A 23,355-nucleotide genomic window follows, 5' to 3' on the forward strand; every position below is an offset into this window, starting at 1 on the left:
AGCGCACGCCCGCGCCGGTCACTCCTCCTCGTCGGAGAGCGCCTCGTCGGCGTCGTCGAGTTCCTCGTCGTCGTCGTCCTCGCCGGACTCGTCCAGCTCGTCGATGTCGACCCCGTCCAGGTCGCCGGCGTGCAGGATGTCCTGCTCCTGGTCGTCGTCCTCGTCCAGTCCGTCCGCCTCGAGCGCGGCGTCCAGCAGCGCGTCGGCATCCGTCTCCCCGGCCTCCGCCGACGCGGCGGCCGCCTGCTCGGCCGGTTCGGCCTGGTGCGCGCGGTACTCCGCCAGGCGCTCGGCCCACGGCACCCACTCGGGGGCGAGCAGTGCGCCGTCGCCGGGCAGCAGCTCCACCTCGAGCACGGTCGGCTCGGCGCCTTCCACCTGCGCGACGGTGACCGTCCAGAACCATCCCGGGTAGCCGGGCAGGCGGTTCTGGAACCGCAGCGACACCGCGCCGTCCGCCTCCACCACGTGACCGGCCGCCGGGCCGATCGTCGAAGCCGGGGTGATCTCGTGCAGGGCGGCGAGGGCGAGGTCGCGGGTGGCGGCCGCCAGCTCGTCAGGCGTCGAGCTCATCGGCGACCTTGCGCAGCACGGCCGCGACCTTGCGGCCGTGGCTGGACGACGGGTAGCGGCCGCGGCGCAGATCGCCGCCGATGCTGTCGAGGAGCTTGACGAGGTCCTCGACGATGACGGCCATGTCGTCCGCCGGCTTGCGATGCGCCTTGGCCAGGCTGGGCGGCGCGTCGAGCACGCGGACCGAGAGCGCCTGCGGGCCGCGGCGGCCGTCGGCGAGTCCGAACTCCACGCGGGTGTTCTTCTTCACGGTGACACCCGCGGGAAGGGCAGAGGCGTGCAGGAAGACGTCCTGGCCGTCATCGCTGGCGATGAAGCCGAACCCCTTCTCCTCGTCGTAGAACCTGACCTTGCCGGTGGGCATGGGAGAACCTCGCTGTGAACGGTATGGAAAGAACGTCGCGCGGCGGCGCGACCCCTCCAGCCTACCGGTCCGGCCCCGGCGCGCAGGCGATACGCTGAGACGGATGAGCACTGAGCACGACGGCCCCGACGCCGACCGCGACGTCCCGGTCCGCGGGATCGACCGCTTCCTCGCGTTCGGGGCACTGGGCGTCGCCGCGCTGTCGATCGTCTGCTTCTTCGCGATCATCATCGGCACGGCCGCCGGGATGGACCAGCAGGCGTTCGGCACCGGCGCCTGGCCCGTGGTCGCGGCCGTGCCCATGTACGGGCTGCCGCTCGCCTTCGTGATGATCATCGCCCTGCTCGTCATGAGCTTCATCCGGAAGGGGCGCGCGTCCTCGCGCTCCTGAGCGGCCGATGAGCACCTACGCGCGTCCGCTCGCCGACCGGCTCGCCGCGGCCGACGACGCGTGGCTCGCAGAGCTGTTCCACGCTCGCGGCGTGCGGGCGGATGCCCCGTGGCAGGACTTCTTCGATGCCGCCGAAGCGCTGCTCGACACCGCCTCGGTGGAGCGGGCGCTGTGCACGCTCACCCGCGACGAGGCGGAGGCTCTGGTGCGCGCCGCGCGCGACGGCAGCGCGGGCGATCCCTCGCCGGGCCTGCGCGCCCTCGCGCTGATGGACGACGACGGCCGCGTCCCGCCCCCTGTCGCCGCGATCGCGGAGCAGCGGGACGTGCCGCCGGCGCCGGTCGCCGCGGAGGCCGCGCCCGCGTCCGCCGAGGCGGCGGCACGCGCGGCCGAGCGCGCCTTCCAGACCGTGCGGGGCCTCGCCGACCTGCTGCTGAGCGCCCGCACCGCCCCGCTCACCCTCGTCGCATCCGGCGCCCTCGGCGCCGGTGAGCGACGCCGGCTCGCCGAAGGCGGGATGGATGCCGAGGTGCTCGACGAGCTGCGCGCCCTGGCCGTGACCGCGGACCTCGCCCGCCCCGTCGACCGGGAGCTGCGCATCACCCCCGCCGCCGGCGACTGGCTGGACTCCCCGTTCCGGCGCCGCTGGGCCCTGCTCGCCGAGGCGTTCCGGGAGAGCCTGCCGCGCGGCATCCGCACCGGCGCCGGCTGGATTCCGGTCGCGGCCTGGGACGACGCCCACCCCTGGGATCCGGGATGGCCCGCGGCGGTCGCGGCGCTGCGCAACCGGGCCGCCCTGCTGGGGCTCTCGGCCGACGACGGCGGCGAACCGGCCTGGGCGACACCCCTGCGGCGCGGCGAGCCGGCCGATGCCGAGCCGCTCGCCACCCTGCTGCCCTCGGAGGTGGACCGGGTCTTCCTGCAGAACGACCTCACCGCGATCGCGCCCGGACCGCTGCTGCCGGCGCTGGACAACCGGCTGCGGGCGATGACCGAGCACGACGCCGCGCAGGCCTCCTCCTACCGGTTCACCGCCGAGTCGATCGCCCGCGCCCTCGCGGACGGTGAGACCGGGCAGAGCATCCTGGACTTCCTCACCGGACTGTCGCCGACCGGCCTGCCGCAGCCGCTGTCCTACCTGGTGGCGCAGACGGCGCAGCGGCACGGCCTGGTCCGCGTGACGGCCGACCCGGCCCGCGGCACCGTGGTCTCCAGCACCGACGCGCACCTGCTGCAGGCGATCGAGGTCGACCGCGCGCTGCGACCGCTCGGCCTGGTCCGCGACGGCGAGGTGCTCGTCTCCCGGGTGGGCGCCGACACCATCGCCTGGGCGCTCGCCGACGCGCGCTACCCCGCCACTCTTGTCGGCGGGGACGGGGCCGCGATCCCCCCGGCGCGCCGGCGCATGGCGGACGAGCATCCGGCCGCCGCCGCGTCCTATGCGCCGCTGATCGCCCGGCTGCGCGCGCATCAGGGTCCGGATGCCGATGCGGCGTGGCTCGACCGGGAGCTCGAGGCGGCCGTCCGTGCCCGGGCGGTCGTGCTCGTCGAGGTCGCCATGCCGGACGGCTCCAGCCGGGAGCTGGCGCTCGAGGCATCCGGCCTCGGCGGCGGCCGCCTGCGCGGCCGCGACCGCACCGCCGACGTCGAGCGCACCCTGCCGGTGCGCAGCATCCGCTCGGTGCGCGTGCTGGAGGGCTGAACGGTCCGGCCGGCGGGGGCGGCGGTAGACTGGTCTGCTATGTCTGATGGCCCTTTGATCGTGCAGAGCGATCGCACCGTCCTGCTCGAGGTGGCGCACGCCGACGCCGAGACGGCCCGGCACGAGCTGGCGATCTTCGCGGAGCTGGAGCGCGCACCCGAGCACATCCACACCTACCGGATCACGCGTCTGGGCCTGTGGAACGCACGGGCCGCCGGGCACACCGCGGAGGACATGCTGGAGACCCTGGAGCGCTGGTCGCGCTTCCCGGTCCCGCCGTCGGTGGCGGTCGATCTGCGCGAGACCGTGAACCGCTACGGCCGGCTCGTGATCGAGCGCGACGAGGAGGGCCGGCTGATCCTGCGCTCCAGCGACCCGGCCGTGCTCACGCAGGTGGCCGGCAACAAGCGCATCCAGCCGCTGCTGATCGGGCACCCCTCGCCGGATGCCTACGTGGTGGACGCCTGGGCCCGGGGCCAGATCAAGCAGGAGCTGCTGAAGATCGGCTGGCCGGCGGAGGACCTGGCCGGCTACACGCCGGGCACGCCGCACGAGATCGAGCTGGCCGAGGACGGCTGGCAGATGCGTCCGTACCAGCGCGAGGCGGTGGAGGCGTTCGCGAAGGACGGCTCCGGGGTCGTGGTGCTGCCGTGCGGTGCGGGGAAGACCATCGTCGGCGCCGGCGCCATGGCGAACACGAAGACGACCACGCTGATCCTGGTGACGAACACCGTCTCGGCCCGGCAGTGGCGCGACGAGCTGCTCAAGCGGACCTCGCTCACGCCCGAGGAGATCGGCGAGTACTCCGGCCAGGCCAAGGAGGTCAAGCCGGTCACCATCGCGACGTACCAGATCCTCACCGCCAAGCGGAAGGGCCAGTACGCGCACCTCGCCCTGCTGGACGCCATGGACTGGGGCCTCATCGTGTACGACGAGGTGCACCTGCTGCCGGCGCCGGTGTTCAAGCTCACCGCCGACCTGCAGGCGCGGCGCCGGATCGGGCTGACCGCGACCCTGGTGCGGGAGGACGGCCGGGAGGGTGACGTGTTCAGCCTGATCGGGCCCAAGCGGTTCGACGCGCCGTGGAAGCAGATCGAGGCGCAGGGGTTCATCTCCCCCGCCGCCTGCTACGAGGTGCGCGTCGACCTGCCGCCGGGCGACCGGCTCGAGTACGCGGCGGCGACCGACGAGGAGCGGTACCGGCTCGCGGCATCCGCCCCTGCCAAGATCAAGGCCGTGCGCGACCTGATCGCGAAGCACCCCGGCGAGCGCATCCTCGTGATCGGCCAGTACCTCGACCAGCTGGACACCCTGTCCGAGTCGCTGAATGCGCCGCAGATCACCGGGGCGACGCCGGTGGACGAGCGGGAGGAGCTGTACCGGCAGTTCCGCGAGGGCGAGATCTCGCTGCTGGTGGTGTCGAAGGTCGCGAACTTCTCGATCGACCTGCCGGAGGCGTCCGTCGCGATCCAGGTGTCCGGCTCGTTCGGGTCGCGGCAGGAGGAGGCGCAGCGGCTGGGGCGGCTGCTGCGGCCGAAGCAGTCCGGACACACCGCGAGCTTCTACACGCTGATCGCCCGCGACACCGTCGACCAGGACTACGCCCAGAACCGGCAGCGCTTCCTCGCCGAGCAGGGCTACAGCTACACCATCATGGACGCCGACGCCCTCGCCGCCTGACCACCCACCCGGAACGCCACATTGTGTCACCAGGTGCCAGTCCCCCAGGCCTCAACCCGCAGATCGCGACACAATGTGCCGGGAAGTGAGGGAGGTCAGCTGCGACGGAACCAGTCCAGGATCAATTCGGCCACCTCGTCGGGGGCGTCGTCGGTCATGAAGTGCGCGGCCCCCTCGACGAAAGCCAGCTCGAAGCGGTCGGCACGACGGTCGGCCTCGCGGCAGATCCGCCGGACGATCTCCTCCCGGAACGGCCCGTCCTCACGGCCGAAGGCGGCGAGAGTGGGCGGATGCAGCCGCATCCGCTTGTAGTCGCCACGGGAGAGCCGCATGACCTCCGGGATGACCATTCCGCGGTACAGCGCTCTCACGGCGCGGCTGACCTCGGGCCGGCTGTGCACCCGGAGGTACCCGTCGATCGTCTCGTCGGTCATCGGCGTCGCGGTCCACGGACCTCCGAACACCCAGCGCAGGGAGGCGCCCTCGCGGTGCCGCAACATCCGCGGCATGTGACGGAAGGCGGGAAGCAGCTTCGGGGTGAAGATCATGAATCCCGGCGGCACGGACAGCTGCACCGCCGAGCGCACCCGCTCCGCGTGCGCGTACGCGAGCTGCCCCGCGACCACGGACCCCAGGTCGTGGCTGACCACGCGGACGCGCGGCAGGCCGAGCGCGTCGAGCAGGGCGACGACGTCGTGCAGCATCGTCTCGCGCCGGTAGCCCTGCTCGTCGGCCTCGGTCCATCCGGAGCCGCGCAGGTCCGGGCAGATCACGCGGTACCCCGCGGCGGCGAGCCGCGGCCCGATCCGCCGCCACTGCCACCAGTGCTGCGGGAAGCCGTGCAGCATCAGCACCGGGTCGCCGGTGCCGATCGTCGCGATGTGGGTCCGCAGACCGGGTGTGTCCACCATCCGGTGCTCGAAACCCGGGGCATCCGGCAGCGGCGGCGACCACGTCGTCGTGCCGGCGGTGTGCGATGCGGGCGTGTCCATGATGAGCCTCTCCCTCGATGCGAGCAGGCCGCCCCAGCCATGCGCCCAATCTACTACGTTCATAGTAGTTTGTCACTACGTCTGTAGTATGACGTCATGAGCACCACCCGCGACCGCGCCCTGGATGCCGCCGTCGACCTTGTCGGCACCGAGGGCGTCCGCGCCCTCACCCACGCCCGAGTGGACGCCGCCGCCGGACTCCCCCCGGGGTCCACGTCGAACCACTTCCGCACGCGCGCCGCCCTGCTCGCCGGCGTGATCGACTGGATCGCGGAGAGCGAGCGGGCCGAGGGCGGCTTCCCCGCCCCGATCGAGACCGAGCAGGCGCTGGTCGACATGCTCGTCACCGCGATGGAGATCGAGTCCGGGCCGAGAGCCGCCCGCACCCGCGCCCGGTACGCACTGTTCCTCGAGGCCGTCGACGACGAGGCCGTCACACCCCTGCGCCGTCAGCGGCGCATCTTCGAGGAGTGGACGCGGTCGCTTCTCGGCGCGATCGGCGGCCCCGCCGCGGCCGAGCGCGCGCCGATGCTGATGGCCGCGTGCGACGGGCTGCTCCTGCACCGGCTCACGGTCGACCCCGACGCGCCCATCGCGGCATCCGTCACCCTCGCCGTCGCCGCCGCCGTGCACGGGCCCGCGGCCTGACCGCCGATCCGCGCACAATCAGCCGCCGCATGGCCCGGATCACCATAATGGGGACATGACTGATGCGCGCATCCTGGTCGTCGATGACGAACCCAACATCCGCGACCTGCTGTCCACGGGTCTCAGCTTCGCCGGATTCCAGGTGAAGACGGTCGCGAACGGCGCGGCCACCATCTCGGCCGTGCTCGAGGAGGAGCCCGACCTCATCATCCTCGACGTGATGCTGCCCGACATGAACGGCTTCAGCGTGACCAAGCGCCTGCGCGGCGCCGGCTTCACGGCGCCGATCCTCTTCCTCACCGCCAAGGACGACACCCAGGACAAGATCGAGGGCCTGAACGCCGGCGGCGACGACTACGTCACCAAGCCGTTCGCGCTCGACGAGATCGTCGCCCGCGCGCAGGCGATCCTGCGCCGCACCATGCAGGCCGACGAGGAGTCGGTGATCCGCGCCGGCGAGCTGTCGATGGACCAGGACACGCACGACGTGTACGTCGGCAAGACGCCGATCGAGCTCAGCCCGACCGAGTTCAAGCTGCTCAAGTACCTCATGCTGAACCCCAACCGGGTGCTGTCGAAGGCGCAGATCCTCGACCACGTCTGGGAGTACGACTTCAACGGCGACGCCGGCATCGTGGAGAGCTACATCTCCTACCTGCGCCGCAAGATCGACCCGCACACCGAGGAGTCGGTGATCCAGACCAAGCGCGGCTTCGGCTACATGCTCAAGGTCGGCAAGTAGCCGGCGAGGGGGCCGCATGGCGCACAAGCCCGACGCGGTCACCAGCTGGTGGCGGCGGATCAGCCTGAGGGCGAAGGTCACCGGCGTCACCGTCGCCGTCCTGGCTCTGGGGCTGGTCGTCGCCGGCATCGGCACGGTCCCCATCCTGCGCAACGCGCTGATCAGCAACATCGACGCGCAGCTGCCGGATCTCGCCAAGAGCGGCATCGCCGAGCGGTGGTTCGACATCGCGTCGGAGGGCGGCACCCTCGTCTTCACGCCGAAGGAGACCGCGCCCCGATCCTCCGACTACGTGTTCGCCGTGTACGGGGCGAACGGCACGCTGCTGGCGCGGGGCGGCGGGTCCGGGGCATCCGACGGCCCGGTGTTCCCGCGCACGCTCACCCTCGAAGCCGCGCACGCCCTCGAGGACCGCGCCCCGATCCCGCTGGAGAGCGAGGACGGCGCCGCGTACCACGGGGCGGTCTTCGTGGACGAGGGCCCCGGCGCGTACTACATCCAGTTCGTCGCCCTCCCCCTCGAGGAGGCCGACCGGATCATCGCCACCTACTTCGGGGTGTACACGACCGTCGCGCTGGTCACCATCCTCCTCGCGGCCCTGCTCATCCGCGGACTGGTCACCCTCACCTTCCGGAGGCTCGGGCACGTCGAGGCGACCGCCATGGCCATCGCCGCCGGCGACTTCAGCCAGCGCCTCACCGACCTGGAGCCGAGCACCGAGGTCGGCCGACTGAACGCCGCGATCAACACCATGCTGGATCGCGTCGACCGCTCCCTCGCGCAGCGCGACCGCACCGTCCAGAACATGCGGCGCTTCATCGGCGACGCCAGCCACGAACTGCGCACCCCGCTGGTGAGCGTGCGCGGCTACGCCGAGCTGTACCGGATGGGCGCGATCCGCGGCGAGGAGGACACCGCCCGGGCGATGGAGCGGATCGAGAAGGAGGCGATCCGGATGGGCGTGCTCGTCGAGGACCTCCTCGCCCTGGCGCGCCTCGACGAGGAGCGCGAACGCGAGATCCGGATCGAGCCGCTGGATCTGCGGCCGATCGCCCGGGACGCCGCGCTCGACGTGCGGGTGGCATCCCCCGGGCGCACCGTCACCGTGATCGACACCACCGCCGGGGATGCGCCGCCGGCGACCACGGCCCCGATCCCGATCCAGGACGCGCCGCCGGCGCCGCGCCCCCGTCCCGGCGTGGCGCTGTCGCGGCTGCGACGCCGGCCCCGCCCGGCCCCGGAGGTGCCGTCGATCGATTTCACGGAGACGACGGATGCCCCGGTGCGCACGCCCCCGATCGTTCTCGGCGAGGACAACAAGGTGCGCCAGGTGGTGACGAACCTGCTCGGCAACGCCCGCCGGTTCTCGCCGGACGACAGCCCGATCGAGATCGTCGTGGGCGCGGATCGCCGGCGCGGCGTGGGCACGATCGCGGTGGTGGATCACGGCGAGGGCATCCCGCCGCAGATCCGGGAGCACATCTTCGAGCGCTTCTGGCGCGCCGACACCTCGCGGGCGCGGGAGACCGGGGGCGCGGGCCTGGGGCTGGCGATCGTGGCCTCGATCGTGGATGCCCTGAACGGGTCGGTCACAGTGGACGAGACTCCCGGCGGCGGCGCGACCTTCACGGTGGCCCTGCCGCTCGCCCCGCCGCAGGCGACGCCCGAGCACCTTCTCGAGGAGACGCAGCCGCTCGACCGGCTGGAGCTCTGAGGCCGGTGGGTCGGCCGGGTGATCTCGCGGTCGTCCTCCACAGCGGATGTCTTTCGGCGAGTTCTGCACAGCGACCGGGAACGGGCGCTACGCGGCGCCGGCTCGCCGCGTAGCGTCGGAGACCCGTCGAGAGGAGTCCTGATGACCGTCTTCACCGTCGATACCGACGCCGTCGATGCCGCGCACGGCGCCGTCCTGGGTACGATGTCGCGCCTGCAGACCGAGTCCGGCACGCTGATGTCGCAGCTCACGCAGCTGCAGTCCGCGTGGACCGGCCCGGCATCCGCCGCGTTCCAGGAGTGCAGCGAGCAGTGGCGCGCGGCGCAGCTGCACGTCGAGCAGGTGCTCGGGTCCATCGGCGGCGCCCTCGCCACAGCCGCGATGCAGTACGCCGAGGCCGATCAGTACTCGGCGAGCCTGTTCCGCTGACCCCCTGGCTGTTCCGCCGACCCCCTGGTGGAACGCACAGCGCCCCCGGCCGGAGCCGGGGGCGCTGTGTCGCAGACGGACGTCGGATCGTCAGATCAGAAGTCCATGCCGCCGGACGGGTCGGCCGGAGCGGCGGACGCCTTCTCGGGCTTGTCGGCCACGACCGCCTCGGTGGTGAGGAACAGGCCGGCGATCGACGCGGCGTTCTGCAGCGCCGAGCGGGTGACCTTGGCCGGGTCGATGATGCCCTGGGCGAACAGGTCGCCGTACTCGCCGGTCGCGGCGTTGAGGCCGTGGCCCGCGGGGAGCTCGGCGACCTTCGCGGCGACGACGCCCGGCTCGAGGCCGGCGTTGAGGGCGATCTGCTTGAGCGGAGCCTCGATGGCGACCTTGACGATGTTCGCACCGGTCGCCTCGTCGCCCTCCAGCGAGAGGCCCTCGAAGGCCTTCGTGCCGGACTGGATGAGCGCGACGCCACCACCGGGGACGATGCCCTCCTCGACCGCGGCCTTCGCGTTGCGGACGGCGTCCTCGATGCGGTGCTTGCGCTCCTTGAGCTCGACCTCGGTGGCCGCGCCCGCCTTGATGACGGCGACGCCGCCGGCGAGCTTGGCGAGGCGCTCCTGGAGCTTCTCGCGGTCGTAGTCGCTGTCGGTGTTCTCGATCTCGCGGCGGATCTGGGTCACGCGGCCCTCGATCTGCGCGGAGTCACCGGCGCCCTCGACGATCGTGGTCTCGTCCTTGGTGACGATGACCTTGCGCGCACGGCCGAGCAGGTCGAGGGTGGTGTTCTCGAGCTTGAGACCGACCTCCTCGGTGATGACCTGGCCGCCGGTGAGGATCGCGATGTCCTGCAGCTGAGCCTTGCGGCGGTCGCCGAAGCCCGGGGCCTTGACGGCGACGGACTTGAAGATGCCGCGGATCTTGTTCAGCACGAGGGTCGCGAGAGCCTCGCCCTCGACGTCCTCGGCGATGATGACGAGCTCCTTGCCGTCCTGGATCACCTTGTCGACGATGGGCAGAAGGTCCTTGATGTTGGAGATCTTCTGGTTCGCGATGAGGATGTACGGGTCCTCGAAGACGGCCTCCTGGCGCTCCGGGTCCGTGACGAAGTAGGGGTTGAGGTAACCCTTGTCGAAGCGCATGCCCTCGGTGAGCTCGAGCTCGGTGCCGAAGGTCTGCGACTCCTCGACCGTGACCACGCCCTCCTTGCCGACCTTGTCGATCGCCTCGGCGATGAGCTCGCCGATCGCGGTGTCGGCCGCGGAGATGGATGCCGTCGCGGCGATCTGCTCCTTGGACTCGATCTCCTTGGCGCCCTTGAGGAGCTCCTCGGTGATGGCGGCGACGGCCTTCTCGATGCCGCGCTTGAGCGAGATCGGGTCGGCGCCGGCTGCGACGTTGCGCAGACCCTCGCGGACCAGCGCCTGAGCCAGGACGGTCGCGGTGGTGGTTCCATCACCCGCGACGTCGTCGGTCTTCTTGGCGACCTCCTTGACCAGCTCAGCGCCGATCTTCTCGTACGGGTCGTCGAGCTCGATCTCCTTGGCGATCGACACGCCGTCGTTCGTGATGGTGGGGGCGCCCCACTTCTTCTCGAGCACGACGTTGCGACCGCGGGGGCCGAGGGTCACCTTGACGGCGTCGGCCAGGATGTTCAGGCCGCGCTCGAGGCCGCGGCGGGCCTCCTCATCGAAAGCGATGATCTTTGCCATGAGTTTTGTCGTCCCTCCCGGACGTAGGCGTTGGGTTTAGCACTCAGAGTCGATGAGTGCTAACGCCATTCTGGCACTCGCCCCCAGAGAGTGCAAGCCGCGGCGGAGGCGCGCCTACTCGGCGGGAGTCTCGGGCGCGGCGGCCGCCTTGTCCAGACCGAGCACCACGGTCAGCTGCGGGGAATCGGAGTCGTTCAGCCCCGCGTAGAAGTCGCTCTTCTCGACCTCGGCACCGCCGATCAGCTCGGCAAGGCCGAGGGCGGCGGACACGTCGCCGTCGTCGACGAAGTACACCGTCGTCTGCGGGAAGTCCTCGCTGGCGCCGTCGCTGGCGAACACCGTCTCGGCGGTCCAGCCGTTGTCGAGCAGGGTCTGCCGCAGCTGCTCCCCGAGGCCCTCGTCGGGGGTCGCGTTCAGGATCATCACCCGGTACGAGGTGTCGATCTCCCCCTTCACGCCAGGGGTCGCCGTGGTCACCGGAGCGGCCTCGGGGAAGAGGTCGATGCGGCCCATCACGACGAGCGAGGCGAAGATGCCGCCCACGATGAGCACGAGCGCGGCGGCCGCCGACCACAGCAGCACGATCCACCCGTTCATGCCGGGTGCTTCGGCGCGATGTGCGCCGACACGCCCCGTCGAGCGGGGCACCTCATCGAATCGATCGCGGGGAGGGGTGGACACCACTCGATGCTATCGGCCCGTGGCCGGGAATCCGGTGCGGGCGGTCAGCCGACGAAGCCGCGCATGCGGGCGGCGCGCTGCGCGGAGCGGGTGTCGCGGATACGGCGCAGCCGGCGCACCAGCAGCGGGTCGTGCTCGAGCGCCGCCTCGCTGTCGATCAGCCGGCCGAGCAGCTGGTAGTAGCGCGCCGGGCTCATCCCCAGCTGCGCCCGGATCGTCTCCTCCTTCATGCCGCCGTGCCGCGGCCAGGCGGCTTCCAGCGCCAGGATCGCGCGGTCGCGATCGGTGAGCTCTCCGGACATGGCACCAGGCTATGCGGCATCCGCTCCGTTCCCGGTGCGCCACTCCCACCATCGGCCCAACGGATCCGCCGCGACCATCACCCGCCCGTCGAGCGCCACCGCCGAGCCCCGCCACGCGCCGGCGTCGAGCGGAGGATCCCAGGCGTCGTGGAGACCGGGGGCGTCGATCGTGATCCACCGCGCGGGCAGGGACCGGATGCGGGAGATGAGCGCGAGCCGGGCCGCGCGCGGGAGGTACACGAGCACACCCGGCGTCGTGATCACGAGCGTCGCATCCGCCGGTGCGCGGGCGACGAGCTCGTCGATCCGCTCGGCCGCGTCCCCCGCGAGCAGCAGCGGCGGGTCGGCGGCGGCGATGTCGAGAGCGGCCGTGATCCGCTCCTCCCGCTCCGTCTCCCCCGGCCACACCAGGCTGCGCATCCAGGCGCGATCGGCGGATGACCGGGCGTCCAGCGGGGCGAGGTCGATGCCGGCGCGCCAGACCACCTCCGGCATCCGCAGCGGCGGGAGCGGCCCGGTGACGGTGCTGGTGAGCACGACCGGCGACGCGCCGCCGCGCGGGTCGAGAGCCAGGCGCAGCGCGCCGTCGGCATCGCGCAACCGGTAGGAGTACCGGTCCGGGTACAGGCACAGCCCCGCCGCCGCACCGATCTCCAGCAGCGCGACCGGTCCCTCGATCCGGCTGAGGACCGGCAGCAGCGGCGCCAGCCGCAGCGGCTCGTTGGTCTGCACCCGGCGGCGGGTGCATTCGGCGACGACCGCGTCGGCGTGGGCGAGCACGAAGCGGCGCCATTGCGGATACGGGCCGGCCGTCGCGCCCTGCATCCGCGTCACCGCGAACACCAGCGGCGGCTGCCGGTGCGTCTCGGGGATGCGCGCGAGCACCTCCTGCACGTCGGCGTCCGCCGCGATCCCGGCCGCCCACTCCGCGTACACGTCGCTGCGCCCCGGCGCTTCCTCTGCGGCGAACCGCTCGAAGCGCGCGCGCACGGCATCCGTCATCCTCCCATTCTCGCCTTCCCGCCTCCGCCGGCCCGCGAACGCGATAGAATGGAGCGGAACCCCTGGAGGAGACATGTCGTACAGCGTGAACAAGACCGAGGACGAGTGGCGCGCGGAGCTCGGCGAGCAGGAGTACGCGGTGCTGCGGCAGGCGGCGACGGAGCGCCCGTGGACGGGCGAGCTGCTGGATGAGAAGCGCGAGGGCCTGTACACGTGCGGCGCCTGCGGCGCGGAGCTCTTCAAGAGCGGCACGAAGTTCGACTCCGGATGCGGCTGGCCGAGCTTCTACGAGTCGATCCGCCCCGAGGCCGTGGAGCTGCGGGAGGACAACAGCCTGGGCATGCAGCGCACCGAGGTGCTCTGCGCGACCTGCGGCTCCCACCTCGGGCACGTCTTCCCGGACGGCTTCGGCACCCCCACCGGCGACCGGTACTGCATGAACTCGGTCGCGCTGAAATTCACCCCCGACCCGTCGTGAGCGCGCTCGAGGCCGTCCGGGCGCGGCGGTCGTGGTCAAAGGTCACCCAGGATGCGCCCAGCCGCGAGGAGCTGCTCCCGCTGATCGCCGCCGCCGGGCGGGTCGCCGACCACTCCTCGCTCAAACCATGGCGCCTGATCGAGCTGCGCGTGCAGGACCGCGAACGGCTCGGCGCCGCCATCGCGAAGGCGGAGGGGGACAAGAAGCCCTCCAGCAAGCCGTTGCGCGCGCCGCTGCTGATCGCGGTCGTGGCCAGCTACCGCAAGAGCGACAAGGTGCCGCACTGGGAGCAGGAGGCGGTGGCGTCCGGGGTCGCGCACATGCTGAGCCTGCTCCTGGACGAGGCCGGCTGGGGCGTGATCTGGCGCACGGGTCACTACACCCGCGCCAAGGCGGTCGCGAAGGCGCACGGGCTGAAGAAGGACGAGGAGCTGCTCGGCTGGCTGTACGTCGGCGGGAAGCCGTCGCGGAAGCGGCCGGGACGGCGCAAGCCCGTGGACGCCGAATCCTTCCTCAGCCGGATGCCGGCGAAGGCCAAGACACCGAAGAAGTCCGACAAGCCGGAGAAGTCCGACAAGCCGGAGAAGTCCGAGAAGCCGGAGAAGTCCGAGAAGCCGGCCTGACGCTCAGGCCCGGCGCCGCCGCGGCAGGGCCACGAGCACGGACGCCGCGGCCACGACGACCATCGCGAGCAGCTGCCACAGCGCGGGGCCTCCGGTCGCCGGCCAGAGCAGGTCGATGACCACGGAGGTGGTCAGCTGCCCGAGCACGGACCCGAGGCCCATCAGCAGGACGCCGGTATGCGCCACCAGGAACGCCCCGAGCAGGATGTAGGCGAAGCCGAGGAAGCCGCCCAGGTACAGCCACGGGTCGGACGGCAGGCGCTCCGGCATGCCCCGCACCGCCACGCTCGTGCTCGCGGCCAGGACCAGCACGATCGTGCCGGCGAGGAAGCTCATCAGCGTCGCCGCCAGCGGCGATCCGGTGCGCTGCGCGAGCCGGCCGTTCGCCCCGGCCTGCCAGGCGATCCCGGCGCCGGTGAGGAAGGGCAGCAGGAGCAGCCAGAGCGGGGCGGATGACAGTACGTCGCCGCTCAGCGAGATGCCGACCGCGGCGAGCGCGAGCAGCCCGCCGATGAGGCGCCCGGGGGTGACCGCGACGACCCCGGCGGGGCCGAAGCCGATCCGGTCGAGGAGCAGCCCGTGCAGGGTCTGCCCGGCGACGACGCCGACCGTGAAGAGGGAGACGCCGAGCACACCGGCGACGAGCCCCTGAGTGGAGACGGTCAGTGCGCCGCAGCATCCGCCGAGCAGCATCCAGAACGGGATGCTGCGGGCCCGGATGCCGGATGCCAGGCGGGCGACGCCCGCACGGGCCGAGGGCAGGAACGGCGTGACGATCAGGATCGCGACCAGGCCGACGAAGAAGGAGATGAATCCGGCGACGATGCCGTCGTCGATGCGCACCCCGAGCACGCCGTTGATGCGCGCCTGGGCCGCCGTCATGGCGCCGATCGCCACCGCGCCGCCGAGCGCCGCGAAGGCGGGCAGCGGTCGGGACTCGGTCATTTCTGGAACCCTACCCGAGCCGGATGTCGCCGCCGGTCGCTAGCCTGTCAGCATGTGCGCGAGCTACGGGCTGGATCCCCGGTTCTCCGAGGCGGAGCTGCTGGCGGAGGCCGACGCGGCGGTGCTCGAGGGGGCTGCGCTCCTGGGCCGAGGAGAACGCCGGCGAGACGCTGCGTCCGACCGGGCGGAACCTGCGGAACCTGAACCCGATCGTGCGCTTCGAGGCGGAGCCGGTGCTCGAGCCGGCGTGGTGGGGCTTCCTCGTCAACGGCGCGCCCGCCCGGTTCCCGTCCATCAACACGAGATCGGAGCGGATGCAGGAGAAGCCCGGCGCGCTGCGCGGGCGCGCCATCGTGCCGACGACCGGGTGGTACGAGATGCAGAAGCCGCAGCGCCGCTGGCACGAGTTCGGGCTCGGCAAGGGCGTGCTGTTCGGCATGGCGGCGACGACGCAGCGCGGCCGCACGCCGGACGGCGAGTGGGTCACCTGCTACTCGATCCTGATGCGTCCGGCACCCGAGCACCTCGCGGCACTGCACGATCGCGTGCCGGTGCTGGTGCCTGCCTCGTTCGCCCAGGAGTGGCTGACAGAAGAGGCGTCCCGTGAGCTCATCGACGGTGCGCTGCAGGCCGCGGCGACGCTCGACGAGCGGATCACGGCGACACCGAGGACCGACGACAAGGGCGAGCCGGAACGGCTGTTCTGACGGCGCGGAATTCATACTTCCCCGACCCGTCTACGCGGGTAGAGTGCCGTCACTGATCCAGAGAATCCGCTGGGGACAGGACGACCGGAGGGGGCTTCACCGTGTCTGAACAATTGCCTGCGCCCGGGTGGTACCCGGCTGCGCACGCCAACAACGAGCTGCGAATACGACATCGCCACGCGTCGGATGCAGGGTCACGTATACACCGAGCTGAAGAAGTACGGCTTCATCAGCATGGACCGCTACAGCGTCGGCGGGCCGCGCGAGATCGACATCAAGGGCGGGGTCTCCTCCGCCGTGATGCTCGGTCTGGACTACAACGGCCTCAACCCGACCGGGCACAGCCACCCCATGGTGTTCTTCGAGACCTACGGCGGCTCGATCGGCCAGAAGAGCCGCGGCAAGGCGATCCGGCAGAACGTCCTCGGCATCGAGGCGCCGCTCGGCGGGCTGACCACCGGCCAGGTGTGGAGCACGGACCCGATGATCTGGCACGGCATCCCGCACGCCGACGACATCGGGTACCTGACCGACACCGGGCCCATCGACGGCTGGCCCACGCAGGGGCCGGTCGGCTGAATGCGCGAGAAGGGCGCCGGGGCGGTGGATCCGGCGCCCTTCGTCTGCGCGAGCCGACTGCGGGGTTCGAACCCGCGACATCCTGTTTACAAGACAGGTGCTCTACCAGCTGAGCTAAGTCGGCGGACGGCGTGCTCAAGCTCGCCGCGGTGCATCCTCGAGTCTAGGACCTCACTGCGCGGACGTCGTCCCCGGTGCCGGCGTCGTCGCGCCCGGCGTCGGAGTCGGCGTGGACTCGCCCTCGCCGTAGTAGGCGTCGCTGGCGATGGTCAGCACGAACTGCGAGAACTCCGCCGGGTCGTCCATCGCGCCGACATACGCCTCGCCCTCGACCACGATCATCGGGGCGCCGCTGAGCTTCAGGTCGTCGGAACCGGCCAGCGGACCCTCGAGGGCGCGCGCCGTGGCATCCTTCGCCCACGACACGAAGTCCTGCTTCTCGATGCACGAACGCACCCGCTTGACGTTCTCCGCCCCCACGGCCACGGCCAGGTCGGCGAGCTGCGCGTCGGTGCGGCCGTCGGTGCCCTCCTCGGGCTGGTCGGTGAGCAGCTCGTGGTTGTAGTCGTAGAACTGCGGGGCCGAGTGCGTCGCGACGCAGGCGGCCGCCGCCGCTGCGCGCAGGGAGTACTTCGTGCCGTTCGAGTTGGCGGTCAGCAGCGCCACCGGGTGATACGTGACGGTGACGGCGCCCTCGCTGATCCAGCCGGACAGCTGGCGGGCGTTGGCGCGCTCGAAGTCGGCGGCGCCGGGCGACATGTAGTCGACGTAGATGTGGATGTCGACCGGCTCGGCCGCCGCGGTCTCCTCCGGCGCCGGCGTCGCGGACCCGGCCTCGCTGGGCTCGGCGGACGGCGTCGCCGCGGCGCCCTCCTGGGGCGCGGAGACGTTCACGTCGCGGACGGTGACCCCGTCATCGGCCATGCCCGAGGGGGTGAGGTTCGGCCTCGAGATCGACGAGGTGACGGCCAGCGCGACCGCCGTGCCGATGGATCCGACGGCGACGATCGCGACGAGACCGATGATCACCCGTCGCATGAGCCTCGCCCTCGACTGCTGGGCGTACACCTGCTGGGCCTTCTCCCGCACCGCCTGACGCGAATCGCGAGCGGCAGGGACGTTCGGCGTTTCGTCGCTCGACATCGTTCCTCTTGAAAGTCCGGCGGGGAATCGGCGTCCCCACGGCCGCGAGAAGCGCGGCACCGGGTTCGATGCTAGTCAGGCAGGCTGAGAAATCCCCAGGTGCCGCACGTGGCGCGGATGCCCAGGAGAATCCCGTCATACCCGGATCGGGGACTCCCATGCCATACTGAACTCGGCCCGACGAGGGGCCGCGGCGGGGCAACCCACCGTTTCCATCACTACGGATCGTCCGGCACGTACCTGCCGGTGAAGGAGAAACGCCATGGCATCTGTCACTTTCGACGACGCGACCCGCCTCTATCCCGGAGCAACCCGGCCTGCCGTCGACAAGCTCAACCTCGAGATCGGCGACGGGGAGTTCCTCGTCCTGGTCGGCCCCTCCGGCTGCGGAAAGTCCACCTCGCTGCGCATGCTCGCCGGCCTCGAAGAGGTCAACTCCGGCCGCATCCTGATCGGCGACCGCGACGTCACCGACGTTCCGCCGAAGGACCGCGACATCGCCATGGTGTTCCAGAACTACGCCCTGTACCCGCACATGACCGTCGCGGAGAACATGGGCTTCGCGCTCAAGATCGCCGGCGTCGGCAAGGAGGAGCGCGCCGCGCGCGTGCTGGAGGCCGCGAAGCTGCTCGACCTCGAGCAGTACCTGAACCGCAAGCCGAAGGCGCTCTCCGGCGGTCAGCGTCAGCGCGTCGCGATGGGCCGCGCGATCGTCCGTCAGCCCCAGGTCTTCCTCATGGACGAGCCGCTGTCGAACCTCGACGCCAAGCTGCGCGTGCAGACCCGCACCCAGATCGCCTCGCTGCAGCGCCGCCTCGGCGTCACCACCGTCTACGTCACGCACGACCAGACCGAGGCGCTCACCATGGGCGACCGGATCGCCGTGCTCAAGGACGGTCTGCTGCAGCAGGTCGGCACGCCGCGCGACCTGTACGAGAAGCCGAACAACGTGTTCGTCGCCGGCTTCATCGGCTCGCCCGCGATGAACCTGTTCCCGGCCGACCTGGCCGAGGGCGGCGTCCGCTTCGGCTCCGAGGTCGTGCCGCTCGACCGCGATGTGACCGGCCGCGCCCACGGCAGCCAGGTCACCGTCGGCGTCCGCCCGGAGGACATCACGGTCGGCCCGGCCGACGGCAAGGGTCTCTCTGTCGTCGTGGATCTCGTCGAGGAGCTCGGCGCGGACGGCTACCTGTACGGCCACACCGAGATCAACGGCAAGCGGACCGACATCGTCGCCCGCGTCGACGGCCGCAACCACCCGAACGCCGGCGAGACGGTCACGCTCGCCGCGAACCCGGGTCACGTGCACGCCTTCGACGTGGAGACCGGCGACCGCCTGAACGACAAGCCGATCGTCTCGGCCTGATCACCTTCCGTCGCGCGGCGCGGGTCGACCATGGGGTCGCCCGCGCCGCGTCGTCTTCCCGGAGAGGATGCCGATGCAGGACGCGCTGCGCATCACCGCCAGCACGGTCGATCCCGGGCTGCTGGAGCTGCCCTGGTCCACCCCCCTCGCGAAATGGCCCTCCGAGCACATCGTCTCGCTGCCGAAGGGCCTCTCCCGTCACCTCGTGCGCTTCGCGGACCTCTCCGGTCGAGTGGTCGCCGTCAAGGAGACGACCGAGGAGATGGCGCGCCGCGAATACGAGATGCTGGGGAACCTGGCGCGCCTCGACGTGCCGTGCGTGAGCCGCGTGGCCGTCATCTCGGGTCGCACCGAGCGCGACGGCACGCCGCTGCCGGCGGTGCTGGTCACCTCGCACCTGCGGTTCTCGATGCCGTACCGGGCGCTGTTCACCCGCGTGCTGCGCCCGGACACGGCCACCCGCCTGGTCGACGCGCTCGCGCTGCTGCTGGTCCGGCTGCATAACGTCGGCTTCTACTGGGGCGACGTGTCGCTCTCCAACACGCTGTTCCGGCGCGACGCCGGCGCCTTCGCCGCCTACCTCGTCGACGCCGAGACCGGAGAGCTGCACGAGGAGGGCCTGACCGACGGTCAGCGCGCGTACGACCTCGACATCGCCCGGACCAACATCGCCGGCGAGATCATGGACCTCGCCGCGGGCGGGCGTCTGGAGCGCGGCGTGGACGCGCTGCAGGTCGCCGACGGGATCGTCTCCTCGTACCGGTCGCTGTGGGCGGCGCTCACCGACGAGGAGTCCTTCGACGTCACCGAGTCGTGGCGGATCACCGAACGCGTGGAGAAGCTCAACGCCCTCGGCTTCGACATCGACGAGATGTCGATGCAGACGACCGCGGACGGCACGGTGGTGCGGATCCAGCCTAAGGTGGTGGATGCCGGGCACCACCAGCGCCGCCTCATCCGGCTCACCGGCCTGGACGTCGAGGAGAACCAGGCGCGGCGGCTGCTGAACGACCTGGACGAGTTCCGCGCCCGGTCGACCAAGCAGTACGCGGATGAGGAGATGTACGCGCACGAGTGGCTGACGCGCGTGTTCGAGCCGGTGGTCCGGGCGATCCCGTACGACCTGCGGGCCAAGCTCGAGCCCGCCGAGGTGTTCCACCAGGTGCTCGAGCACCGCTGGTACCTGTCGCAGGCGCAGGGCCGCTCGGTGCCGCTCGCCGAGGTGCTCACCAGCTACATCAACGACGTGCTGCGGCACCGCCGCGACGAGGCGACCATCATGGGCCCGCCGACGGAGACGATGGGCCTGCCCGTGATCACCGGCGAGCTCCCCGTCTCCGACGAGACCGGCGCGATCGACTGGCGCGACCTCGTCTGAGTCCCCGGACGCGCCCGGACCCCTGGCGGGGTGGGGATGGGAGACCCCGTGACCCGAAGGGGCGCGGGGATCAGTAGCCGACGGTGAAGCGGGCGCGGCGGTGGGCGGGGCGCTCGATCTCGTCGACGACGGCCACGGCGAAGTCCGCGCCGGAGATGTACGACGTGCCGTCCTCGGCCTCGACGACGACCTCGCCCCCGGTGCGGTACCGTCCGGTGCGCTCGCCCGGCTCCCACGAGCCGAACACCTTCGGCGGGTGCACCAGGAACCAGTCCAGCCCCGGCTCGGACTGCTGCAGCAGCTCCAGCGTGTCGATGCCGACCTGCGCCTCGTGGCGGTACTCCTCCGGCACGCCGAGGTCCCACAGCCGCGGGCCGCCGGGGGCGGCGAGGCTGCCCATCGCGCCGCCGACGACGCCGAGGCGCGTGGACGTGCCGGTCAGCTTTGTGGCAAGCGCGCGGACCGCGTCCAGACCCTTGTCCGCCATGTCGCCGCGCGGGGACACGGCCGAGATCACGGCATCCGCCCCGTCGAAGACGTCGCCGAGCGCGTCGATGTCGAGCACCGAGCCCTGCACGTACTCCACGCCCTCGATCGGCTCGTCGGGCACCGTGCGGGAGACCGACACCACCTCGTGCCCTCGACTCACCGCCTCGCGGACGATGTGCGATCCGGCGTACCCGGTTCCTCCGACGACGACGATGCGGGCCATGGGGCTTCCTTCCATTCGGGATGTGCTGACAAAGACAATCGCCGACGAGGCGGCGCTATTCCGCCGCGGCGCGCAGGGTGGCGACCTGGTACAGCGCGACGGATGCCGCGATGCCGGCGTTCAACGACTCCGTCGCGGCGGAGATCGGGATCGAGACGACCTGGTCGCAGGTCTCCGTCACCAGGCGCGACAGCCCCTTGCCCTCGGAGCCGACGACGATGACGACCGGCCGGTCCGCCAGCTCCAGGGCGGGCAGCGCGACGTCGCCGCCGCCGTCCAGGCCGAGCACGAACACGCCCTGCTTCTTGAACTCCTTCAGCTGCGTGGTCAGGTTCGCGGCGAGGGCCACCGGGATCCGCGCGGCGGCGCCGGCGCTGGTCTTCCACGCCGCGGAGTTCACGCTCGCGGAGCGACGCTGCGGCAGGATCACGCCCTGCCCGCCGAACGCGGCGGTCGAGCGGATGATCGCGCCGAGGTTGCGCGGGTCGGTGATGCCGTCCAGGGCCACGAGCAGCGGCGTCTCGCCGCGGTCGATGATCTGCTCCAGCAGGTCCTGCGGGTGCGCGTACTCGTACGGCGGCACCTTGAGGCCGACGCCCTGGTGCACGCCGTCGAAGCCGGCCATGCGGTCGAGCTCCTGACGGGTGACCTCCAGCACCGGGATGTCGCGGTTGCGGGCGATCGCGAGCATCTCCTTGACGCGGTCGTCCATCTCGACGCGCTGGGCGATGTACAGCGTCACCGCGGGGATCTTCGCCCGCAGCGCCTCCAGCACCGAGTTGCGCCCGGTGACGATCTCGGTGTCGTTGGTGCTCTTCCCCGCCCCGGATGCCGGGCGCCGGGACGCACCGCTCTGGCCCTTCTGACCCGGCTTGCCCTTGCCGCCGGCGGCGGCGTAGCGCTCCTGCGCCGCCTTCCGCTTGCCGGCGACGTGCCAGGACCGGTCCTCGGCCTTGGGGGTCGGGCCCTTGCCTTCGAGCGCCTTGCGCCCGTGCCCGCCGGTGCCCTTCAGGGCGCCCTTCTTCTTGCTGTTGCCCGCTCCCGGGCGACCTGGCTTAGCCATCGATGCTCCAATGCGTTCCGTCCGGAGTGTCCTCCAGAGTGATCCCCGCCGCGCCGATCGCATCACGGATGCGGTCGGCGGCGGGCCAGTCCTTGTCGGCGCGCGCCTGCGCGCGCTGCGCGATGAGTGTGCGGATGAGGGCGTCGAGAGCGGATGCCGTCGCCCCGCCCTCCGCCGCGACGGCGTCGCCCTCGTCCAGCCCGAGCACACCGGTCATCGCGGCCACGGCGCGTGCGGCGTCCGTGGCGGTGTCGAGATCGCCCCGGTCGAGCGCCCCGTTCGCCGTGCGCGCGGTCTCGTGCAGCACGGCGAGAGCCTGCGGCACGCCGAGGTCGTCGTCCATGGCATCCGCGAACGCCGTCGGCAGCGTTCCCGGGACGAGCGCCGCGGGGTCCGCGTTCGTGGCGCGCAGGATGCGCTGCCGGAGCGTCCGGATCCGCCCCAACGCCGCCTCCGCCTCCGCCCAGGACGACTCGGTGAGGTCGAGACTGGAACGGTAGTGCGCGGCCGCGAGCGCGTACCGCACCACGAGCGGGTCGTGCGCGGCGAGCACGTCGGCGGCGAGGGTGAAGTTGCCCAGCGACTTCGACATCTTCTGCCCGTCGACGGTGACCAGGCCGTTGTGCACCCAGTACCGCGCGAAGCCGTCGCCGGCCGCGGTGGACTGGGCGAGCTCGTTCTCGTGGTGCGGGAAGCGCAGGTCGAGCCCGCCGCCGTGGATGTCGAACTCGGCGCCGAGGTAGCGCTTGGCCATCGCGGAGCACTCGATGTGCCAGCCGGGGCGGCCCGGGCCCCAGGGCGAGGCCCACACGGCATCCGCGGGCTCCTCGGGCTTGGCACCCTTCCACAGCGCGAAGTCCTGCGGGGTGCGCTTGCCGCGCGGGTCGGCGTCCGCCGCGGCCTCCATGGCGTCGACGGACTGGTTCGTCAGCTCGCCGTAGGACGGCCAGGAGCGCACGTCGAAGTACACGTCGCCGGAGCCGTCCGGCGCCGGATAGGCGTGGCCCCGCTCGATGAGCGCCGCGATGATCTCCTGCATCTGCGGGATCGACGCGGTCGCCCTCGGCTCGTACGTCGGGGGAAGGATGCCGACGGCGGCATACGCCCGGGAGAACTCCTGCTCCATGCGGTAGGCGAGCGCCCACCACGGCTCGGCGTCGGTGGCGTTCGCGAGCACCTTGTCGTCGATGTCGGTGACGTTGCGGACGAAGGTCACCCGGCCGTACCGATGCGTCAGCCAGCGGCGGAGCAGATCGAAGCTCAGCGCGGCGCGGACGTGCCCGATGTGCGGTCCGGACTGCACGGTCGGCCCGCAGACGTACATCGTCACGTTCGAGGCGTCGAGCGGAACGAAGTCGCGCAGCTGCTGAGCGCGGGTGTCGTACAGGCGGAGGGTCACCGCTCAAGACTACCGGGGCCGCTGTGC

25 protein-coding genes and 1 tRNA gene are annotated in these 23,355 nt (G+C 71.7%); 13 read left to right on the forward strand and 13 right to left on the reverse strand.

All coding sequences use genetic code 11. The features are described 5' to 3' along the window. Window positions 1-18 precede the first annotated feature (18 nt). Window positions 19-573: a DUF3027 domain-containing protein gene (locus JSY13_RS09540; RefSeq protein ID WP_259606452.1), complete on the reverse strand. Its 555-nt coding sequence runs from the start codon at window positions 571-573 to the stop codon at window positions 19-21. Next, a complete protein-coding gene (locus JSY13_RS09545; protein ID WP_259606453.1) occupies window positions 557-937 on the reverse strand; it encodes a cold-shock protein in 381 nt (126 codons plus the stop codon). The genes JSY13_RS09540 and JSY13_RS09545 overlap by 17 nt, the downstream gene beginning before the upstream one ends. Window positions 938-1,040: 103 nt before the next feature. Between JSY13_RS09545 and JSY13_RS09550 the strand changes: the two genes are divergently transcribed. Genes JSY13_RS09550 through JSY13_RS09560 form a run of 3 tightly spaced genes read left to right on the forward strand, consistent with a single transcriptional unit; the run spans window position 1,041 to window position 4,710 of the window. Continuing rightward, window positions 1,041-1,328 (forward strand): multidrug ABC transporter ATPase, encoded by a 288-nt coding sequence (locus JSY13_RS09550; RefSeq protein WP_259606454.1) that lies wholly within the window; start codon window positions 1,041-1,043, stop codon window positions 1,326-1,328. A 7-nt stretch (window positions 1,329-1,335) separates the two neighbouring features. Then, complete coding sequence (locus JSY13_RS09555) at window positions 1,336-3,030, forward strand: helicase-associated domain-containing protein (protein WP_259606455.1); 1,695 nt, start codon at window positions 1,336-1,338, stop codon at window positions 3,028-3,030. A 39-nt stretch (window positions 3,031-3,069) separates the two neighbouring features. Then, window positions 3,070-4,710 carry a DNA repair helicase XPB gene (locus JSY13_RS09560; RefSeq protein WP_259606456.1) on the forward strand — a complete coding sequence of 547 codons (1,641 nt, stop codon included), beginning with the start codon at window positions 3,070-3,072 and terminating at the stop codon, window positions 4,708-4,710. A gap of 95 nt (window positions 4,711-4,805) precedes the next feature. Here JSY13_RS09560 and JSY13_RS09565 read toward each other — a convergent pair whose 3' ends face one another. Further along, window positions 4,806-5,702, reverse strand: coding sequence for an alpha/beta fold hydrolase (locus tag JSY13_RS09565; protein ID WP_259606457.1), 897 nt, complete (start codon window positions 5,700-5,702; stop codon window positions 4,806-4,808). 96 nt (window positions 5,703-5,798) lie between these two features. Between JSY13_RS09565 and JSY13_RS09570 the strand changes: the two genes are divergently transcribed. The 4 genes from JSY13_RS09570 to JSY13_RS09585 all read left to right on the forward strand — a co-directional run bounded on the left by JSY13_RS09570 (window position 5,799) and on the right by JSY13_RS09585 (window position 9,235). Further along, a complete protein-coding gene (locus tag JSY13_RS09570; protein WP_259606458.1) occupies window positions 5,799-6,350 on the forward strand; it encodes a TetR/AcrR family transcriptional regulator in 552 nt (183 codons plus the stop codon). Window positions 6,351-6,405: 55 nt separating this feature from the next. Then, a complete protein-coding gene (locus JSY13_RS09575; protein WP_259606459.1) occupies window positions 6,406-7,092 on the forward strand; it encodes a response regulator transcription factor in 687 nt (228 codons plus the stop codon). Window positions 7,093-7,108: 16 nt separating this feature from the next. Continuing rightward, entirely contained in the window at window positions 7,109-8,806 is a 1,698-nt protein-coding gene (locus tag JSY13_RS09580) for a sensor histidine kinase (RefSeq protein WP_259606460.1), read from the forward strand. Window positions 8,807-8,947: 141 nt separating this feature from the next. After that, window positions 8,948-9,235: a WXG100 family type VII secretion target gene (locus JSY13_RS09585; RefSeq protein ID WP_259606461.1), complete on the forward strand. Its 288-nt coding sequence runs from the start codon at window positions 8,948-8,950 to the stop codon at window positions 9,233-9,235. 95 nt (window positions 9,236-9,330) lie between these two features. Here the strand turns inward: JSY13_RS09585 and groL are convergent, their stop codons facing one another. From groL to JSY13_RS09605, 4 genes are all read right to left on the reverse strand, one after another. After that, window positions 9,331-10,950, reverse strand: coding sequence for a chaperonin GroEL (groL, locus tag JSY13_RS09590; RefSeq protein WP_259606462.1), 1,620 nt, complete (start codon window positions 10,948-10,950; stop codon window positions 9,331-9,333). Between the two features lie 114 nt (window positions 10,951-11,064). Next, complete coding sequence (locus JSY13_RS09595; RefSeq protein ID WP_259606463.1) at window positions 11,065-11,547, reverse strand: LytR C-terminal domain-containing protein; 483 nt, start codon at window positions 11,545-11,547, stop codon at window positions 11,065-11,067. Between the two features lie 128 nt (window positions 11,548-11,675). Next, window positions 11,676-11,933 carry a DUF3263 domain-containing protein gene (locus JSY13_RS09600; RefSeq protein WP_259606464.1) on the reverse strand — a complete coding sequence of 86 codons (258 nt, stop codon included), beginning with the start codon at window positions 11,931-11,933 and terminating at the stop codon, window positions 11,676-11,678. Window positions 11,934-11,942: 9 nt separating this feature from the next. Next, complete coding sequence (locus JSY13_RS09605) at window positions 11,943-12,935, reverse strand: DUF2332 domain-containing protein (RefSeq protein WP_259606465.1); 993 nt, start codon at window positions 12,933-12,935, stop codon at window positions 11,943-11,945. A gap of 73 nt (window positions 12,936-13,008) precedes the next feature. Between JSY13_RS09605 and msrB the strand changes: the two genes are divergently transcribed. Beyond that, window positions 13,009-13,413: a peptide-methionine (R)-S-oxide reductase MsrB gene (gene msrB, locus JSY13_RS09610; protein ID WP_259606466.1), complete on the forward strand. Its 405-nt coding sequence runs from the start codon at window positions 13,009-13,011 to the stop codon at window positions 13,411-13,413. After that, window positions 13,410-14,036, forward strand: a complete 627-nt coding sequence (locus tag JSY13_RS09615; RefSeq protein WP_259606467.1) for a nitroreductase family protein — start codon at window positions 13,410-13,412, stop codon at window positions 14,034-14,036. Before msrB ends, JSY13_RS09615 begins: the two co-directional genes overlap by 4 nt. 3 nt (window positions 14,037-14,039) lie before the next feature. Here the strand turns inward: JSY13_RS09615 and JSY13_RS09620 are convergent, their stop codons facing one another. Continuing rightward, window positions 14,040-14,981: a DMT family transporter gene (locus tag JSY13_RS09620; protein ID WP_259606468.1), complete on the reverse strand. Its 942-nt coding sequence runs from the start codon at window positions 14,979-14,981 to the stop codon at window positions 14,040-14,042. A gap of 212 nt (window positions 14,982-15,193) precedes the next feature. On the opposite strand from JSY13_RS09620, the gene JSY13_RS09625 reads away from it, so the two are divergent. Together JSY13_RS09625 and JSY13_RS09630 are read left to right on the forward strand one after the other, a co-directional pair. After that, complete coding sequence (locus JSY13_RS09625) at window positions 15,194-15,688, forward strand: SOS response-associated peptidase (protein WP_259606469.1); 495 nt, start codon at window positions 15,194-15,196, stop codon at window positions 15,686-15,688. Between the two features lie 186 nt (window positions 15,689-15,874). Then, a complete protein-coding gene (locus tag JSY13_RS09630; RefSeq protein ID WP_259606470.1) occupies window positions 15,875-16,267 on the forward strand; it encodes a hypothetical protein in 393 nt (130 codons plus the stop codon). Window positions 16,268-16,318: 51 nt separating this feature from the next. Here JSY13_RS09630 and JSY13_RS09635 read toward each other — a convergent pair. Both JSY13_RS09635 and JSY13_RS09640 read right to left on the reverse strand, forming a co-directional pair. Further along, a tRNA-Thr gene (locus tag JSY13_RS09635) sits at window positions 16,319-16,391 on the reverse strand. A 47-nt stretch (window positions 16,392-16,438) separates the two neighbouring features. Next, the gene (locus tag JSY13_RS09640; RefSeq protein ID WP_259606471.1) at window positions 16,439-17,410 is read right to left on the reverse strand and encodes a DsbA family protein; all 972 of its coding nucleotides are present in this window, start codon (window positions 17,408-17,410) and stop codon (window positions 16,439-16,441) included. Between the two features lie 262 nt (window positions 17,411-17,672). Here JSY13_RS09640 and JSY13_RS09645 point away from each other — a divergent pair, with 262 nt between their 5' ends. Further along, the gene (locus JSY13_RS09645; RefSeq protein ID WP_259606472.1) at window positions 17,673-18,776 is read left to right on the forward strand and encodes an ABC transporter ATP-binding protein; all 1,104 of its coding nucleotides are present in this window, start codon (window positions 17,673-17,675) and stop codon (window positions 18,774-18,776) included. Between the two features lie 73 nt (window positions 18,777-18,849). After that, a complete protein-coding gene (locus JSY13_RS09650; protein WP_259606473.1) occupies window positions 18,850-20,154 on the forward strand; it encodes a DUF4032 domain-containing protein in 1,305 nt (434 codons plus the stop codon). 70 nt (window positions 20,155-20,224) lie between these two features. On the opposite strand, the gene JSY13_RS09655 is transcribed toward JSY13_RS09650, so the two are convergent. From JSY13_RS09655 to cysS, 3 genes are read right to left on the reverse strand one after another with little or no spacing between them, the layout of a single operon-like run. Then, complete coding sequence (locus JSY13_RS09655; protein WP_259606474.1) at window positions 20,225-20,866, reverse strand: NAD(P)-dependent oxidoreductase; 642 nt, start codon at window positions 20,864-20,866, stop codon at window positions 20,225-20,227. Window positions 20,867-20,921: 55 nt separating this feature from the next. Further along, window positions 20,922-21,929 (reverse strand): 23S rRNA (guanosine(2251)-2'-O)-methyltransferase RlmB, encoded by a 1,008-nt coding sequence (rlmB, locus tag JSY13_RS09660; protein ID WP_259606475.1) that lies wholly within the window; start codon window positions 21,927-21,929, stop codon window positions 20,922-20,924. Beyond that, window positions 21,922-23,328 (reverse strand): cysteine--tRNA ligase, encoded by a 1,407-nt coding sequence (cysS, locus tag JSY13_RS09665; protein ID WP_259606476.1) that lies wholly within the window; start codon window positions 23,326-23,328, stop codon window positions 21,922-21,924. Before cysS ends, rlmB begins: the two co-directional genes overlap by 8 nt. Between the last annotated feature and the right edge of the window lie 27 nt (window positions 23,329-23,355).

The organism is Microbacterium neungamense (assembly GCF_024971095.1).
Lineage (GTDB): Bacteria > Actinomycetota > Actinomycetes > Actinomycetales > Microbacteriaceae > Microbacterium > Microbacterium neungamense.

What these genes read in the sequence shown, in the direction of transcription:
- msrB (WP_259606466.1), top strand. Translation starts at nt 13,009, where the DNA reads ATGTCGTACAGCGTGAACAAGACCGAGGACGAGTGGCGCGCGGAGCTC.
- JSY13_RS09655 (WP_259606474.1), bottom strand. Translation starts at nt 20,866, where the DNA reads ATGGCCCGCATCGTCGTCGTCGGAGGAACCGGGTACGCCGGATCGCAC.
- JSY13_RS09595 (WP_259606463.1), bottom strand. Translation starts at nt 11,547, where the DNA reads ATGAACGGGTGGATCGTGCTGCTGTGGTCGGCGGCCGCCGCGCTCGTG.
- JSY13_RS09600 (WP_259606464.1), bottom strand. Translation starts at nt 11,933, where the DNA reads ATGTCCGGAGAGCTCACCGATCGCGACCGCGCGATCCTGGCGCTGGAA.
- JSY13_RS09640 (WP_259606471.1), bottom strand. Translation starts at nt 17,410, where the DNA reads ATGTCGAGCGACGAAACGCCGAACGTCCCTGCCGCTCGCGATTCGCGT.
- JSY13_RS09560 (WP_259606456.1), top strand. Translation starts at nt 3,070, where the DNA reads ATGTCTGATGGCCCTTTGATCGTGCAGAGCGATCGCACCGTCCTGCTC.
- JSY13_RS09630 (WP_259606470.1), top strand. Translation starts at nt 15,875, where the DNA reads ATGCAGGGTCACGTATACACCGAGCTGAAGAAGTACGGCTTCATCAGC.
- groL (WP_259606462.1), bottom strand. Translation starts at nt 10,950, where the DNA reads ATGGCAAAGATCATCGCTTTCGATGAGGAGGCCCGCCGCGGCCTCGAG.
- JSY13_RS09645 (WP_259606472.1), top strand. Translation starts at nt 17,673, where the DNA reads ATGGCATCTGTCACTTTCGACGACGCGACCCGCCTCTATCCCGGAGCA.
- JSY13_RS09575 (WP_259606459.1), top strand. Translation starts at nt 6,406, where the DNA reads ATGACTGATGCGCGCATCCTGGTCGTCGATGACGAACCCAACATCCGC.
- JSY13_RS09605 (WP_259606465.1), bottom strand. Translation starts at nt 12,935, where the DNA reads ATGACGGATGCCGTGCGCGCGCGCTTCGAGCGGTTCGCCGCAGAGGAA.
- JSY13_RS09620 (WP_259606468.1), bottom strand. Translation starts at nt 14,981, where the DNA reads ATGACCGAGTCCCGACCGCTGCCCGCCTTCGCGGCGCTCGGCGGCGCG.
- JSY13_RS09580 (WP_259606460.1), top strand. Translation starts at nt 7,109, where the DNA reads ATGGCGCACAAGCCCGACGCGGTCACCAGCTGGTGGCGGCGGATCAGC.
- JSY13_RS09545 (WP_259606453.1), bottom strand. Translation starts at nt 937, where the DNA reads ATGCCCACCGGCAAGGTCAGGTTCTACGACGAGGAGAAGGGGTTCGGC.
- JSY13_RS09565 (WP_259606457.1), bottom strand. Translation starts at nt 5,702, where the DNA reads ATGGACACGCCCGCATCGCACACCGCCGGCACGACGACGTGGTCGCCG.
- JSY13_RS09550 (WP_259606454.1), top strand. Translation starts at nt 1,041, where the DNA reads ATGAGCACTGAGCACGACGGCCCCGACGCCGACCGCGACGTCCCGGTC.
- rlmB (WP_259606475.1), bottom strand. Translation starts at nt 21,929, where the DNA reads ATGGCTAAGCCAGGTCGCCCGGGAGCGGGCAACAGCAAGAAGAAGGGC.
- JSY13_RS09540 (WP_259606452.1), bottom strand. Translation starts at nt 573, where the DNA reads ATGAGCTCGACGCCTGACGAGCTGGCGGCCGCCACCCGCGACCTCGCC.
- JSY13_RS09570 (WP_259606458.1), top strand. Translation starts at nt 5,799, where the DNA reads ATGAGCACCACCCGCGACCGCGCCCTGGATGCCGCCGTCGACCTTGTC.
- JSY13_RS09650 (WP_259606473.1), top strand. Translation starts at nt 18,850, where the DNA reads ATGCAGGACGCGCTGCGCATCACCGCCAGCACGGTCGATCCCGGGCTG.
- JSY13_RS09585 (WP_259606461.1), top strand. Translation starts at nt 8,948, where the DNA reads ATGACCGTCTTCACCGTCGATACCGACGCCGTCGATGCCGCGCACGGC.
- JSY13_RS09555 (WP_259606455.1), top strand. Translation starts at nt 1,336, where the DNA reads ATGAGCACCTACGCGCGTCCGCTCGCCGACCGGCTCGCCGCGGCCGAC.